This window comes from Streptomyces sp. URMC 127, assembly GCF_051386535.1.
GTDB lineage: Bacteria > Actinomycetota > Actinomycetes > Streptomycetales > Streptomycetaceae > Streptomyces.
Genome location: NZ_JBPQTW010000182.1, coordinates 1 through 14,557 on the forward strand (window position 1 = coordinate 1; position 14,557 = coordinate 14,557).

The 14,557-nt window shown below is 72.6% G+C and carries 11 protein-coding genes; 6 read left to right on the forward strand and 5 right to left on the reverse strand.

What is annotated here, in order from left to right; translation table 11 throughout:
* Nucleotides 1-144: 144 nt before the first annotated feature.
* The 3 genes from ACSNOH_RS27110 to ACSNOH_RS27120 all read left to right on the forward strand — a co-directional run bounded on the left by ACSNOH_RS27110 (nucleotide 145) and on the right by ACSNOH_RS27120 (nucleotide 3,586).
* Nucleotides 145-1,527 (forward strand): glycine--tRNA ligase, encoded by a 1,383-nt coding sequence (locus ACSNOH_RS27110; protein ID WP_436724050.1) that lies wholly within the window; start codon nucleotides 145-147, stop codon nucleotides 1,525-1,527.
* A gap of 215 nt (nucleotides 1,528-1,742) precedes the next feature.
* Nucleotides 1,743-2,954, forward strand: a complete 1,212-nt coding sequence (locus ACSNOH_RS27115) for a sensor histidine kinase (protein WP_436724051.1) — start codon at nucleotides 1,743-1,745, stop codon at nucleotides 2,952-2,954.
* The gene (locus tag ACSNOH_RS27120; protein ID WP_436724052.1) at nucleotides 2,942-3,586 is read left to right on the forward strand and encodes a response regulator transcription factor; all 645 of its coding nucleotides are present in this window, start codon (nucleotides 2,942-2,944) and stop codon (nucleotides 3,584-3,586) included. Before ACSNOH_RS27115 ends, ACSNOH_RS27120 begins: the two co-directional genes overlap by 13 nt.
* Before the next feature lie 24 nt (nucleotides 3,587-3,610).
* On the opposite strand, the gene ACSNOH_RS27125 is transcribed toward ACSNOH_RS27120, so the two are convergent.
* The 3 genes from ACSNOH_RS27125 to ACSNOH_RS27135 form a co-directional block, all read right to left on the reverse strand.
* Nucleotides 3,611-4,192, reverse strand: a complete 582-nt coding sequence (locus ACSNOH_RS27125) for a TetR/AcrR family transcriptional regulator (protein WP_436724053.1) — start codon at nucleotides 4,190-4,192, stop codon at nucleotides 3,611-3,613.
* A gap of 286 nt (nucleotides 4,193-4,478) precedes the next feature.
* Nucleotides 4,479-5,483 carry an aldo/keto reductase gene (locus tag ACSNOH_RS27130; protein WP_436724054.1) on the reverse strand — a complete coding sequence of 335 codons (1,005 nt, stop codon included), beginning with the start codon at nucleotides 5,481-5,483 and terminating at the stop codon, nucleotides 4,479-4,481.
* Between the two features lie 141 nt (nucleotides 5,484-5,624).
* Nucleotides 5,625-7,112 carry an MFS transporter gene (locus tag ACSNOH_RS27135; RefSeq protein ID WP_436724055.1) on the reverse strand — a complete coding sequence of 496 codons (1,488 nt, stop codon included), beginning with the start codon at nucleotides 7,110-7,112 and terminating at the stop codon, nucleotides 5,625-5,627.
* A gap of 101 nt (nucleotides 7,113-7,213) precedes the next feature.
* On the opposite strand from ACSNOH_RS27135, the gene ACSNOH_RS27140 reads away from it, so the two are divergent.
* Nucleotides 7,214-8,104 (forward strand): helix-turn-helix transcriptional regulator, encoded by an 891-nt coding sequence (locus tag ACSNOH_RS27140; RefSeq protein WP_436724056.1) that lies wholly within the window; start codon nucleotides 7,214-7,216, stop codon nucleotides 8,102-8,104.
* Between the two features lie 143 nt (nucleotides 8,105-8,247).
* On the opposite strand, the gene ACSNOH_RS27145 is transcribed toward ACSNOH_RS27140, so the two are convergent.
* The gene (locus ACSNOH_RS27145) at nucleotides 8,248-8,682 is read right to left on the reverse strand and encodes a MarR family winged helix-turn-helix transcriptional regulator (protein ID WP_436724057.1); all 435 of its coding nucleotides are present in this window, start codon (nucleotides 8,680-8,682) and stop codon (nucleotides 8,248-8,250) included.
* A complete protein-coding gene (locus tag ACSNOH_RS27150) occupies nucleotides 8,679-10,124 on the reverse strand; it encodes an MFS transporter (protein ID WP_436724058.1) in 1,446 nt (481 codons plus the stop codon). Before ACSNOH_RS27150 ends, ACSNOH_RS27145 begins: the two co-directional genes overlap by 4 nt.
* 101 nt (nucleotides 10,125-10,225) lie before the next feature.
* On the opposite strand from ACSNOH_RS27150, the gene dusB reads away from it, so the two are divergent.
* Together dusB and ppdK are read left to right on the forward strand one after the other, a co-directional pair.
* Complete coding sequence (dusB, locus tag ACSNOH_RS27155) at nucleotides 10,226-11,368, forward strand: tRNA dihydrouridine synthase DusB (RefSeq protein WP_436724059.1); 1,143 nt, start codon at nucleotides 10,226-10,228, stop codon at nucleotides 11,366-11,368.
* A gap of 411 nt (nucleotides 11,369-11,779) precedes the next feature.
* On the forward strand, nucleotides 11,780-14,506 hold the full coding sequence (gene ppdK / locus ACSNOH_RS27160) for a pyruvate, phosphate dikinase (protein WP_436724060.1): 2,727 nt from the start codon (nucleotides 11,780-11,782) through the stop codon (nucleotides 14,504-14,506).
* The last annotated feature ends 51 nt before the right edge of the window (nucleotides 14,507-14,557 follow it).

A 14,557-nucleotide genomic window follows, 5' to 3' on the forward strand; every position in this document is an offset into this window, starting at 1 on the left:
CGCCCTCTCCGCCTGCTCCTCCTCGGACGGGGCGGGCCGCGCAGGGGGGTGGTCAAGCCAAGGCCAGAGCCGATTTGATGAGAGGGGGTGCAGCGCCGGTAACCTGAATCATTCGCTGTTCGTCGTCGCAATGAAGAGAGCACCGTGGCCGCCGACAAGATCGACACCATCGTCAGCCTGAGCAAGCGCCGTGGCTTCGTCTATCCGTGCAGTGAGATCTATGGCGGACAGCGTGCCGCCTGGGACTACGGTCCGCTCGGTGTGGAGCTCAAGGAGAACATCAAGCGCCAGTGGTGGCGCTCCATGGTCACCTCGCGCGACGACGTCGTCGGTCTCGACTCGTCGGTGATCCTCGCCCGCGAGGTCTGGGAGGCGTCCGGCCACGTCGCGACCTTCACCGACCCCCTGACCGAGTGCACCTCCTGCCACAAGCGCTACCGCGCGGACCACCTGGAGGAGGCGTACGAGGCCAAGCACGGCAAGCTGCCCGAGAACGGCCTCGCCGACATCAACTGCACCCACTGCGGCACCAAGGGCGCCTTCACCGAGCCCAAGCTGTTCTCCGGCCTTCTCTCCACCCACCTGGGCCCGACCCAGGACTCGGGCTCGGTCAGCTACCTGCGCCCCGAGACCGCCCAGGGCATCTTCACCAACTTCGCCCAGGTCCAGCAGACCTCCCGGAAGAAGCCGCCGTTCGGCATCGCCCAGACCGGCAAGTCCTTCCGCAACGAGATCACCCCGGGCAACTTCATCTTCCGCACCCGCGAGTTCGAGCAGATGGAGATGGAGTTCTTCGTCAAGCCGGGCGAGGACGAGAAGTGGCACGAGTACTGGATGGAGCAGCGCTGGAGCTGGTACACCGGCCTCGGCATGCGCGAGGAGAACATGCGGTGGTACGAGCACGCCGCGGAGAAGCTCTCCCACTACTCCAAGCGCACCACTGACATCGAGTACCGCTTCAACTTCGGCGGCACCGAGTTCTCCGAGCTGGAGGGCATCGCCAACCGCACGGACTACGACCTGAAGGCCCACTCCCAGGCCTCCGGCCAGGACCTGACCTTCTTCGACCAGGAAGCCGGCGAGCGCTGGTTCCCGTACGTCATCGAGCCGGCGGCCGGCCTCAACCGCGCCATGCTCGCCTTCATGCTCGACGCGTACAACGAGGACGAGGCCCCCAACGCCAAGGGCGTCATGGAGAAGCGCGTCGTGATGCGCCTCGACCCGCGCCTGGCCCCGGTCAAGGTCGCCGTCCTGCCGCTGTCCCGCAACCCGCAGCTCTCCCCGAAGGCCAAGGGCCTCGCGGCGGACCTGCGCAAGAACTGGAACATCGAGTTCGACGACGCGGGCGCGATCGGCCGCCGCTACCGCCGCCAGGACGAGATCGGCACGCCGTTCTGCGTCACGGTCGACTTCGACACGCTCGAGGACAACGCGGTGACGGTGCGCGAGCGCGACACGATGAAGCAGGAGCGGGTGTCTCTCGACCAGATCGAGGGGTACCTGGGCTCGCGTCTGCTGGGCTGCTGAGTCTGAACGCTTGACGGTCGAAGGCCCCGGTTCCCGCGCTGCGGGGGCCGGGGCCTTCGGTGTTCAGGCCTCCCAGCCTTCGGTGTCGAGGTGACGCCGCCGCGCCCCACGCGCCGATTCCCCTCGCACGTTCATCCGATGGTGGCACTGGCTGTACCAAGGAGCCGGACACCAGTACCATCGCCCGCCCTGACCTGCGCACTTACCGTGTGACCATGCAGATCTCCGGTGTCCTCGCCGCCCTCCGCCGGCCCTTCGACGGGGCCGGGCGCGCCGTCGCGTTTCTCGCCGCCGGCGTGCTCGTCCAGTTCGCGGCGCTCTGCGTGCTGGCCGTGCCCTGGCTGGACGGGGGGCCGACGAAGGCGTCGAGCTGTCTGCTGGCCCTCGCCGCGATGGTGGTCGTCCTCGGCGCGGCCTGCCCCCTGCTGACCCGGATGCAGCGGGCGCGCTGCCGGGCCCGGTGGGGCGTGGAGATACCGGTGGCCGGGCGGTCCTGGTCGTGGCGGCAGCTGGGCTACCACCTGGCGGCCGGGCCGGTGATCGCCCTGGGCGGCGCGCTGACGCTGCTGCTGTGGGCGGCTTCCGCAGTGGCCGCCAGCACGTACGTATGGGTGTGGGCGCTGCCGCCCGAGACGCGGCTGGCGCACGTGGGGTACGCGGTGCAGGCCGCGTACCTCACCGCCGCCGGAGCCGCCGGGCTGTACGCGGCGGCGTGGCTGTCCGGCCTGCTCGCCCGCACCGACGCCCGCGCCGCGGCCCGCCGCCTCGGCCCCAGCCGCGCCGAAGAGCTGGAGCGCCGCGTCGAAGAGGTCACCGAGAGCCGCGCCGGCGTCCTGGACGCCGCCGACGCCGAGCGGCGCCGCATCGAACGCGACCTGCACGACGGGGCGCAGCAGCGGCTCGTCTCCATGGCGGTCAACCTGGGGCTGGCCAAGGTGACGCTCACCGACCTGCCCGACGACGCCCGCAAGGTCATCGACGAGGCGCACCGCGAGGCGAAGGAGGCCATCGCCGAGCTCAGCAACCTCGTGCGCGGCCTGCACCCCGCCGTGCTGGAGGACCGCGGCCTCGACGCCGCGCTGTCCGGCATCGCCGAACGCACGCCCCTGCCCGTCGGGCTGACGGTCGGCCTGCCCGTCCGGCCTGCCCCGGCCGTCGAGGCCGTCGCCTACTTCGTCGTCTCCGAGGCGCTCGCCAACGTCGTCAAGCACGCGCGTGCGAGCCGGGCCGACGTCCGCGTGGAAACGCGCGGGGGGATACTTCTTGTCGTCGTCACCGACGACGGCGTGGGCGGGGCCGCCCCCGCGGGGGGCACCGGGCTGGCGGGGCTGGCCAAGCGGGTCGCGTCGGTCGACGGCACGTTCTCGATCAGCAGCCCCGTGGGGGGCCCGACCGTAGTCACCGTGGAGCTGCCGTGCGCGCCGTGATCGCCGAGGATTCCGTCCTGCTCCGGATCGGGCTGGTGAAGGTCCTGGAGACGGCCGGGTTCGACGTGGTCGCGGAGACCGGCGACGCGGAGGCGGCGCTGGCCGCGGTGGAGGAGCACCGGCCGGACCTGGTCGTCCTCGACGTCCGCATGCCGCCGGGCTTCACCGACGAGGGGGTGCGCGCCGCGCTCGTCATCCGCAAGCAGTGGCCGGACACGGCCGTGCTGCTGCTCTCCCAGTACGTGGAGGAGCGCTACGCCGCCGAGCTGCTGTCCGGCGACACGCGCGGCGTCGGCTACCTGCTCAAGGAACGCGTCGCCGACGTGGAGGAGTTCATCGACGCGCTGCGGCGCGTCGCGGGCGGCGGCACCGCGCTCGACCCGCAGGTCGTCTCGCAGCTGCTGCTGCGCCGGCACAGCGACCCGCTCGACCGGCTCACGCCGCGCGAGCGGGAGGTGCTGGAGCTGATGGCGTCCGGGCGCTCCAACGCGGGGATCGCGGAGGCGCTGTTCGTGAGCGAGAGCGCCGTCGCCAAGCACATCAACTCGATCCTGGCGAAGCTGGACCTGCCGAAAGCGGACGCGGACCACCGGCGGGTGCTGGCGGTGCTGCGGTTCCTGGGCGTGGGCTGACCGCGCTCACGCGCCGCTCCGCGCTTATCCCTGCAGGCCGCGCAGGAGCAGGTCGCAGACGGCGTCGAACGCCGCGTCGATGCCGGGGAGCGACCAGTCCGCGGCGTAGGCAGGGTCGTGGAAGCGGTTGGTGGCGTCCCAGAGTGCGCGGGCGGTGGCCGTGGGGTCCGCGGCGGTGAACTCGCCGGCACGGGTGCCGCTTTCGACGATCCGGGCGAGCTGGCCGATCATCGTCTCGATGTGCCGGTCTACGGTGGCGCTGTTCTCGCCCACGAGGACCATGTACGTGGCGAACAGCTCGGGGTCGTCCCCCGCCTTGCGCCGCTTCGCGGCGAACAGCGCGGTGAGCCAGGCGCGCAGGCGCGGCCCGGCGGGGCCGTCCGCGTCGGCGATGGCCGACAGCTCGGCGTGGGAGAGGTCCAGCCAGCGCTGCGTGACGGCCTCCCGCAGGGCGGCCTTGCTGCCGAAGTGCCGGTAGACGCTGCCGTGGCTGACGCCGAGCGCGCGGGCGACGTCGACCACGGTGGCCTTGGCGGGGCCGTAGCGGCGCAGCACGTCCTCGGTGGCTTCGAGGATGCGCTCGGGAGTCAGCGGCTCGGGCGGCATACGGGTGCCTTTCGGTTCGGGACGGGCGGTCCGGGCGACGTTGGCCCGCCCGAAGGGACGGTACCTGCCCGCTCCGCGGAGGGGGTGCGGGCCCTCGCCCCCGGGGCGCGCTGTCCCGCCGCGGCGGCGCGCAACCACCGCGGTGGATGCCGGCGGGTGCCGTACGGCCTCCGGCCGGGGCCGGCTGGGCACCGCCGGGTTCCGCCCTTGGGGTTTCTCGCCGTTGCGGCGGGATTTTTCCGCCGCAACGGCGCACCGCCGGGGCGTCGCGCCGCGCCCCGCACGGCTACCGCTCGCTGTCCAGGTGGGACATCTGGGACTCCGGGTAGCGCGCGCCGGACGCCGCGCCGGCCGGGACCGCTTCCTCGATCGCGGCGAGGTCGGCCGCGGACAGCGTCACGTCGAGCGCGCCGAGCGCCTCGGTGAGGCGGTCGCGGCGGCGGGCGCCGACGAGGGGCACGATGTCCTCGCCCTGGGCGAGGACCCAGGCGATGGCGGTCTGGGCGACGGAGACGCCCTTGCCGTCGGCGACCTTCCGCAGGGCGTCGACCAGGTCGAGGTTCCGCTGGAGGTTCTCGCCCTGGAAGCGGGGGCTCATGCCGCGGAAGTCGCCCGCGCCGAGCTTCCGGTCGCGGTCGAAGTGGCCGCTGATCAGGCCGCGCGAGAGCACGCCGTACGCGGTGACGCCGATGCCCAGCTCGCGCGCGGTGGGCAGGATCCGCTCCTCGATGCCGCGGGAGATCAGCGAGTACTCGATCTGCAGGTCGGAGACGGGCGCGACGGCCGCCGCCCGGCGCAGGGTGTCCGCGCCGACCTCGGAGAGGCCGATGTGCCGCACGTGGCCCGCCTCGACGAGCTCGGCGATCGCGCCGACGGTCTCCTCGATCGGCACGTCCGGGTCGACGCGGGCGATCCGGTAGACGTCGATGTGGTCGACGCCGAGCCGCTGCAGGGAGTACGCGGCGAAGTTCTTCACCGCGGCGGGGCGGCCGTCGTAGCCGGACCAGCCGCCGTCGGGGTCGCGCAGGGCGCCGAACTTGACGCTGGTGAGCGCCTGGGCGCGGGCGGCCGGGCCGGCGGTGCGCAGGGCCTCGCCGATGAGCAGTTCGTTGTGGCCCATGCCGTAGAAGTCGCCGGTGTCGATCAGGGTGACGCCGGCGTCGAGCGCGGCGTGGATCGTGGCGATCGACTCGGCGCGGTCGGCCTCGCCGTAGAGGGCGGACATGCCCATCGCGCCGAGACCGAGGGCGGAGACCCGGGGGCCGGTGGTGCCGAGGGTGCGGTGCTGCACGGGAGCTCCTTCGGAGGGGAATGGAAGGTAGGTGAAAACGGTGCAATCTGCTCATAGGTGGGTAAGCGGACTGCGGCTCCCTTGAAGAGTGACACATGGACTGACAGATTTCAATATCTGTCAGTCGCCCACAATCGTTCCTCAGTCGTTCCCCCGCGGCATCCGCAGCGTCAGCAGCGCCGACGCCGCCACCGCCACCACCTGCACCCCCAGCGTCACGGCGAGCGCGTCCCGCATCCCCTGCGTGTCCGACAGGGTCAGGAACAGCGATCCGAGCGTGGCCACGCCCAGCGCCATGAACGACTGCTGCGTGGTCACCATGACCCCGCTGCCCACACCCGCCTGCGCCACCGGCACCTCGCTCAGCACCGTCCGCAGGGTCAGCGGGAGCAGCAGCCCCTGGCCCAGGCCCTGGACGGCCATCGCCGCGCACGGGCCCCAGACGTTCCGCCCGTCCCAGCCCCAGGAGAAGGCCGCGGCCACCGCGAGCAGGCCGGCGCCCTGGATCACGGCCCCGGCCGTGATCGCCCGCCGCCCGTAGCGGCTGAAGAGCCGCGGCCCGGCCAGCGACCCCGCGAAGAACGTCACGCACATCGGCACCAGCACCAGCCCCGCCGCCAGCGGGCCCAGCCGCAGACCCTCCTGCAGCACCACCGCGAGGACGAACATGAAGCCGCCCCAGCCCAGCGAGAACGGCACCACCACGGCCAGCCCCGTACGCACCGAGCGCACCCGCAGCAGCGACGGCGGCACCAGCGGCGTCCGCCCGGCTTCCCCCGCTCGTCCCGTCTTCCCGGCCTGCCCCGCCCGTTCCAGGCGCCGCTCGGTGACGGCGAACGCCGCCGCCGCGAACGGGAAGACGGCCAGCAGCGCCCACGACCACACCGGCCAGCCCGTCGCCCTGCCCTCCGTCAGCGGCACCAGCAGGGAGATCAGCGACAGCGACAGCAGCACCGTGCCCAGGCCGTCCACCCGCGTCGGCTGCGGCGAGCGGGTCTCGGGCACCGCACGGGCGGCCAGCACCAGCGCGACCGCCGCGACCGGCGCGTTCACCAGGAAGATCGACCGCCAGCCGGTGCCCGCCACGTCCGCGGCGACCAGCACCCCGCCCAGCACCTGGCCCACCGAGGCGGAGACCCCGGAGGTGCCGCTGTAGAAGCTGAGCGCCCTGGCCCGGCCCGCGCCGCTCGTCGTCGCCTGGATCGTCGCCAGCACCTGCGGCAGCATCAGCGCGGACGCCGCGCCCTGCGCGATCCGCGCGGCCACCAGCCACCACGCGCCCGGGGCGAGGCCGCACGCCACCGACGTCACGCCGAACGCGGCCGTGCCCCACATGAACAGCCGGCGTCTGCCGACCATGTCGCCCAGCCGGCCGCCGAGCACCAGCAGCACGGCGTAGGCGACTCCGTAGCCGCCCACGACCATCTCCAGCAGGGCGGGGCCCGCGTGCAGGTCGTGGTCGATGGCGGGCAGGGCGACGTTGACGATGAAGAAGTCGACCATGGGCAGCGCCGCGCCCATGAGCACGGTGAACAGGCCGAGTGGGGTGAGGGCGGGGGAGGGGAGGGCGCCCGCGGAGGGTGCCGCAACGGATCCGGTGACAGGGGGAGTTGTTCGGGTTTCGCTCACGGTACCGACGATGGCCGCCCGCCCAGCCCGGTACCAGAGCGTTCTTATCCTGGTATCAGCACTACCTGGAACCGGCCGCGTGCCTCGCGCACGCTGGAGGCATGACCACGATGCTGCAGGAGCCCCGGGCCGTCGCCGCGCCCGTCACCGCCGACGACGTCCGCCGCGGGGAGCTCGCCGCCTTCCTGCGCAGCCGCCGCGAGCGCGTCTCCCCCGAGCAGGCCGGCCTGCCGCGCGGGCCGCGGCGGCGCACGCCGGGCCTGCGCCGCGAGGAGGTGGCACACCTCGCCGCGGTGGGCGTCACCTGGTACACGTGGCTGGAGCAGGCCCGCGACATCAAGGTCTCGCCGCAGGTCCTGGACGCGATCGCCCGCGCCCTGCAGCTCGACCGCAGCGAGCGCAGCCACCTCTTCGCGCTGGCCAACGCGGTCGACCCGATGCCGGAGAACGACTGCCCGGGGGTCTCCGCGGACCTGCGGATGATGCTGGAGCAGCTGGAGCCGTTCCCCGCCTGCGTCCAGAACTCGCGGTACGACCTCCTCGCCTACAACCGCACGTACAGCGCGCTCCTGTGCGACCTCGACAGGCTGCCTCCCGAGGAGCGCAACTGCATGTGGCTCGCGTTCACCAACGCCGAGGTCCGCGCGACGCTCTGCGACCTGCAGGAGACGACCCGGGCCATGGCGGCCAGGTTCCGGGCGTCGATGGCGGACCACCTCGGGGAGCCCGCGTGGGAGCGCTTCCTGGCCAAGCTGCTGGCGGCCTCCCCGGAGTTCCGCATGTTCTGGGCCCGCCACGAGGTCGCCCCGATCACGTCCCCCCGGCTCCGCAGCCACCGGCACCCGGTGGTGGGCGAGCTCCGCTTCAACTTCACCGGCCTGTGGACCGGCCCGCACCCCGGCGGCCGGATGCTCACCCTGACCCCGGCGGACGAGGCGACGCGGGAGCGGCTGGAGCGGCTGAGCGCGCTCGCGCGGAACGGGGGCGTTTAGCGGCGGTGCTACGGGTGGGGGCTGCCGTCCGGCGCAGGGCCTCCGGTCCTTACCGGTCCGCCGGGACCAGCCGCCGCCACGGCGGGCAACCGCTACGGCGAGGGTCCGGCGGTCCGCCCTGTCACGGCCACCGTCACGTCACCTCAAGGACCGTACGCCGCCAGCTTCGCCGTGATCCGTTCCAGTTCCGCCAGGTCCTCCGGCGGCAGGGACAGCAGGGCCGGCGGCGGCGTGCCCAGGATGCGTTCCGCGCGGGCCGCCGCCTCCCGGCCCGCCGCCGTGGCCGAGACGATCTTCGAGCGGCGGTCCGCCGGGTTGGCCGTGCGCTCCACCAGGCCGCGGGCCTCCAGGTCGTCCACGACCAGCGTCGTGTACGGGCGGTCCGTCAGCAGCATCTCGGCCAGCTCGCGGAGGGTGAGCGGGCCGCGGGCGATGCGCCGCAGGGCCTTGATGCGGAAGAAGCTCATGCCGAGCGCGTCGACGACCTCCTTGCGGCGCTCGTTGCCGCCGAGGACGATCTCCCGCAGCTGCCCCCAGGCGCGCTCCGCCGTCGCTGCGTGCGTGTCGTGCGCGGTCATCGTGTCACCGGGATCCTGCTCTGCTCGGGGGAGGGGCCGGTCCGGGCCGCGGCCCGCTCGGCGGTCCGGGCGGCCCAGCGGCCGGTGGTGATCGTACCGACCACGAGCACGGCCGCACCGCACCCCGTGACGATCCACCAGCCCGTCTCGCGCAGGCCCGCCGCGACCGCCGCGCCGATCACCGCGACGCCCAGCGAGCTGCCGACCTGGCGGCTGGTGGAGGCGACGGCGGCCGCGACGCCGGCCCGCGAGCGCGGCAGGCCGGAGACGGCGGTGTTGGTGATGGGCGCGTTCACCAGGCCGAAGCCGATGCCGAAGAGGACGTACGCGCAGATCAGCAGCAGGTCGGAGGAGCCGGAGGAGCCGGCGGAGCCGGTGGGGACGGCCGCGCCGCTCGCCGCCACGAGCAGGCCGCTCGCCGTCAGCGCCGCTCCCGCGAGCACCAGCGGCAGCCGGGGCCCGCGGGCCCCCACGAGCCGGCCCGACAGCGGCGCGAAGACGAGGCACATGACGGCCATGGGCAGCATGTACAGGCCGGCGTCCAGCGCGGACAGGCCGCGGTCGTTCTGCAGGTACAGCGTGTTGAGGAAGAGGAAGCCGCCCAGCGCCGCGAAGGCGCAGACGGCCACGACCACGGCCCCGCCGAAGGGCGCGCTCCGGAAGAGCCCCGGCTCGATCAGCGGCTCGGCGCGCCGCCGCTCGTAGCCGGCGAGCCCGGCCAGCGCGCAGGCCGCGACGGCGAAGCAGCCGAGGATGAGCGGCGAGCTCCAGCCGGCCGCGGAGCCCTCGATGATCCCGTACGTGAGCGAGCCGAGCAGCGCGATCATCAGCACCTGGCCGACGGGGTCGGGGCGGCGGGGCCGGGCCGCGCGGGACTCGGGCACGTACCGGGCGGTCATCGCGAGCGCGGCCAGGCCGACGGGGAGGTTGATCCAGAAGATGGCCCGCCAGCCGGTGGTCTCGACGAGCGCTCCGCCGATGACCGGCCCCGCCGCCATGCTGATGCCGACGACGCCGCCCCAGACGCCTATCGCGCGGGCGCGCTCCCGGGGGTCGGTGAAGGTGTTCGTGATGATCGACATGGCGACCGGGTTGAGCATCGAGCCGCCGACGGCCTGCACCATGCGGAAGACGACCAGCCAGCCCAGCCCCGGCGCGAGGCTGCACAGCACGGATCCGGCGGTGAAGAGCACCAGCCCGGCCAGGAAGACGCGCTTGCGGCCCAGCCGGTCGGCGGTCGAGCCGGCGAGCATCAGCAGGGAGGCCAGGACGAGCGTGTAGGCGTCGATCGCCCACTGCAGGCCGGGGATCGTCGTGTGCAGGTCGCGCTGCATCGACGGCAGCGCCACGTTCAGGATCGTGTTGTCGAGGCTCACCATCAGCAGGCTCGTGCAGCAGATGGCGAGGACCAGCATCCGGCGGCGCCGGGAGAGCTCGGGCACGGGGACCCCCTGGGATACGGGCGCACAACAGATAGTTGTACATCTCCAATGATTTAAAGAGTACAACTAAATGCTCCGTGGCGGTACGGGACAATGGGGTCATGACGCATGACGCCGCCACGCCGCTCCAGATCGGCCCGCACACCGTGTGGCCGCCGGTGGTCCTCGCCCCCATGGCGGGCATCACGAACGCGCCCTTCCGCACGCTCTGCCGCGAGTTCAGCGGCGGCAAGGGGCTGTTCGTCAGCGAGATGATCACCACCCGGGCCCTGGTCGAGCGCGACGCCAAGACCATGCGTCTGATCCACTTCGACGGCACCGAGAAGCCCCGGTCGATCCAGCTCTACGGCGTCGACCCGGTCACCGTCGGCAAGGCCGTCCGCATGATCGTGGACGAGGACTTGGCCGACCACATCGACCTCAACTTCGGCTGCCCCGTCCCCAAGGTCACCCGCAAGGGCGGCGGGTCGGCGCTCCCGTACAAGCGCAACCTGCTCCGCTCGATCCTGCGCGAGGCCGTCGGCAACGCGGGATCGCTCCCCGTCACGATGAAGATGCGCAAGGGCATCGACGACGAGCACATCACCTTCCTCGACGCCGGCCGGATCGCCGTCGAGGAAGGCGTCACCGCCATCGCCCTGCACGGCCGCACGGCCGCCCAGCACTACGGCGGCACCGCCGACTGGGAGGCCATAGCGCGGCTGAAGGAGGCCGTCCCGGAGATCCCGGTCCTCGGGAACGGCGACATCTGGTCGGCGGAGGACGCCGTGCGGATGATGCGCGAGACCGGCTGCGACGGCGTGGTCGTCGGCCGCGGCTGCCTGGGCCGCCCCTGGCTCTTCGGCGACCTGGTCACCGCCTTCGAGGGCGGCGGCGCCCCCGCCGCGCCCACGCTGCGCGAGGTGGCCGCCGTGATGGTGCGCCACGCCACGCTCCTCGGCGAGTGGCTGGAGAGCGAGGAGCGCGGCGTCATCGACTTCCGCAAGCACGTGGCCTGGTACACCAAGGGCTTCTCGGTCGGCTCCGAGATGCGCAAGAAGCTGGCGGTCGCCTCGTCCCTGGACGAGCTGTCCGCTCACCTGAGCGAGCTCGACCTGGACCAGCCCTGGCCGGCCGGCGCCGACGGGCCCCGCGGCCGTACGTCCGGCCGCAACCGCGTGGTGCTCCCCGACGGCTGGCTGAACGACCCCTACGACTGCGCGACCGTGAGCGCGGACGCCGAACTCGACACATCCGGCGGATGACCCGACATATCCGGCGGCCGATGCGTCGCCCGACGGCGTGATTCTCGCCACCCCTGATCAGTAGCGCGCTCAGATGAGCGGTATACACAGGGGTGCACCTCTTGAGGGGTGGCACTGCGTGCCACCCCTCTTGCGTTCACGGCTTGACGCCGCATCCGCCATTTGCTCGACGCGCTGTGAGAAGCCGACTCCGCCCGGTCATTCTGTCTTCAGGAGTCGAACAAGCGGCTTCCGGGTGCTTTACCGGGGCGTGACTTTCGATCTGCTGGCTGACAGGGGGTTACGCCCATATGGCCGGGGGGTGGACCTCCTCATAAGCCTTCGATCTGGGTACGCTCCCCGCCGTCAGCACGTTTGAGCACGCCTTCCCCCAACTGTGTACGGGGGGACCCCAGTGAGGAGTCGAGTCCCGTGCCGGAAACCACAGACCAGCAGAAGCAGCCGAAGTTCGTCTACGACTTCACCGAGGGCAACAAGGACCTGAAGGACCTGCTCGGCGGGAAGGGCGCCAACCTCGCCGAGATGACCAACCTCGGCCTGCCCGTACCCCCCGGCTTCACGATCACCACCGAAGCCTGCAAGGTCTACCTCGGCAGCGGCAGCGAGCCCGCCGCCCTGCGCGACGAGGTCTCGGCCCATCTCGGGGCCCTCGAGAAGCGGATGGGCAAGAAGCTGGGGCAGGCGGACGACCCGCTGCTGGTCTCGGTCCGTTCCGGCGCCAAGTTCTCCATGCCCGGCATGATGGACACGGTCCTCAACATCGGGCTCTCCGACGCCTCCGTGGCCGGGCTCGCCGCCCAGGCCGGCGACGAGCGCTTCGCCTGGGACTCCTACCGGCGCCTCATCCAGATGTTCGGCAAGACCGTCCTCGGCGTCGACGGCGAGCTCTTCGAGGAGGCGCTGGAGGCGGCCAAGCGCGCCAAGGGCGTCACCACGGACGTCGAGCTCGACGCCGCCGACCTGCGCCGCCTGGTCGAGGAGTTCAAGGGCATCGTCGCGAAGGCGACCGGCCGGGACTTCCCGCAGGAGCCCCGCGAGCAGATGGACCTCGCCATCCGCGCGGTCTTCGACTCCTGGAACGGCGACCGCGCCAAGCTCTACCGCCGCCAGGAGCGCATCCCCGGCGACCTGGGCACCGCCGTCAACATCTGCTCCATGGTCTTCGGCAACCTCGGCCCCGACTCCGGCACCGGCGTCGCCTTCACCCGCGACCCCGCCAGCGGCCACCAGGGCGTCTACGGCGACTACCTGCAGAACGCCCAGGGCGAGGACGTCGTCGCGGGCATCCGCAACACCGTGCCGCTCGCCGACCTGGAGCGCATCGACAAGGCGTCCTACGACCAGCTGATGCAGATCATGGAGACGCTCGAGACGCACTACAAGGACCTGTGCGACATCGAGTTCACCATCGAGCGCGGCAAGCTGTGGATGCTGCAGACCCGCGTCGGCAAGCGCACCGCCGGTGCCGCCTTCCGCATCGCCACCCAGCTCGTGGACCAGGGGCTGATCGACGAGGCCGAGGCGCTGCAGCGCGTCACGGGCGCCCAGCTCGCGCAGCTGATGTTCCCGCGCTTCGACGAGAAGGCCAAGACCGAGCTGCTCGGCCGCGGCATCGCCGCCTCGCCCGGCGCCGCCGTCGGCAAGGCCGTCTTCGACTCGTACACCGCCGTGAAGTGGTCGCGCTCGGGCGAGAAGGTCATTCTCATCCGCCGCGAGACCAACCCGGACGACCTCGACGGCATGATCGCCTCCGAGGGCATCCTCACCTCCCGCGGCGGCAAGACCTCGCACGCCGCCGTCGTCGCCCGCGGCATGGGCAAGACCTGCGTCTGCGGCGCGGAGGAGCTGGAGGTCGACACCAAGCGCCGCCGCATGACGGCCCCGGGCGGGATCGTCATCGAGGAGGGCGAGGTCGTCTCCATCGACGGCTCCACCGGCAAGGTCTACCGCGGCGAGGTGCCCGTCGTGCCCTCCCCGGTCGTCGAGTACTTCGAGGGCCGCACGGACGGCGGCGCTGAGGACGCCGACGAGCTGGTGAAGGCCGTCCACCGCGTGATGTCCTACGCCGACGGCGGCCGCCGGCTGCAGGTCCGCGCCAACGCCGACAACGCCGAGGACGCCGCCCGCGCCCGCCGCTTCGGCGCCCAGGGCATCGGCCTGTGCCGCACCGAGCACATGTTCCTCGGCGAGCGCCGCGAGATGGTCGAGCGGCTGATCCTGGCCGACCACGAGGACGAGCGCGACGAGGCCCTCCAGGCCCTGCTGCCGCTGCAGAAGTCCGACTTCGTGGAGCTCTTCGAGGCCATGGACGGGCTGCCGGTCACCGTGCGCCTGCTCGACCCGCCGCTGCACGAGTTCCTGCCCGACATCACCGAGCTGTCGGTCCGGGTCGCGCTCGCCGAGGCCCGCCAGGAGGCGCACGAGAACGAGCTGCGCCTGCTGCAGGCCGTGCACAAGCTCCACGAGCAGAACCCGATGCTGGGCCTGCGCGGCGTCCGCCTCGGCCTCGTCATCCCGGGCCTGTTCGCCATGCAGGTGCGTGCGATTGCCGAGGCCGCGGCCGAGCGCGTCGCGGCCGGCGGCGACCCGCGCGCCGAGATCATGATCCCGCTGGTGGGCACCGTCCAGGAGCTGGAGATCGTCCGCGAGGAGGCCGAGCGCGTCATCGCCGAGGTCGAGCGGGCCACCGGCACGGGCCTGCGACTCGCGCTCGGCACCATGATCGAGCTGCCGCGCGCCGCGCTCACGGCCGGTCAGATCGCCGAGGCCGCCGAGTTCTTCTCCTTCGGCACCAACGACCTCACCCAGACCGTGTGGGGCTTCTCCCGCGACGACGTCGAGGCCAGCTTCTTCACCGCCTACCTGGAGAAGGGCATCTTCGGCGTCAGCCCCTTCGAGACCATCGACCGGGACGGCGTGGGCTCGCTCGTGAAGGCGGCCGCCGAGGCCGGCCGGGCCACCCGCCCGGACCTCAAGCTCGGCGTCTGCGGCGAGCACGGCGGCGACCCGGACTCGGTGCACTTCTTCCACGAGGTGGGCCTGGACTACGTCTCCTGCTCGCCCTTCCGCATCCCCGTCGCACGCCTGGAGGCCGGCCGCGCGGCCGCGCTCGGCAAGGGGGGCTCGGACAGCCGCTGACGCGGCTGCCGCGCCGGCCCGGCACGAACCGGGCCGGCGCGGCGGGGGGGG

Excerpts from the sequence above, each read along its gene's own strand:
- dusB (WP_436724059.1), top strand. The coding sequence starts at position 10,226 with ATGACGCATGACGCCGCCACGCCGCTCCAGATCGGCCCGCACACCGTG.
- ACSNOH_RS27115 (WP_436724051.1), top strand. The coding sequence starts at position 1,743 with ATGCAGATCTCCGGTGTCCTCGCCGCCCTCCGCCGGCCCTTCGACGGG.
- ACSNOH_RS27125 (WP_436724053.1), bottom strand. The coding sequence starts at position 4,192 with ATGCCGCCCGAGCCGCTGACTCCCGAGCGCATCCTCGAAGCCACCGAG.
- ACSNOH_RS27145 (WP_436724057.1), bottom strand. The coding sequence starts at position 8,682 with ATGACCGCGCACGACACGCACGCAGCGACGGCGGAGCGCGCCTGGGGG.
- ACSNOH_RS27140 (WP_436724056.1), top strand. The coding sequence starts at position 7,214 with ATGACCACGATGCTGCAGGAGCCCCGGGCCGTCGCCGCGCCCGTCACC.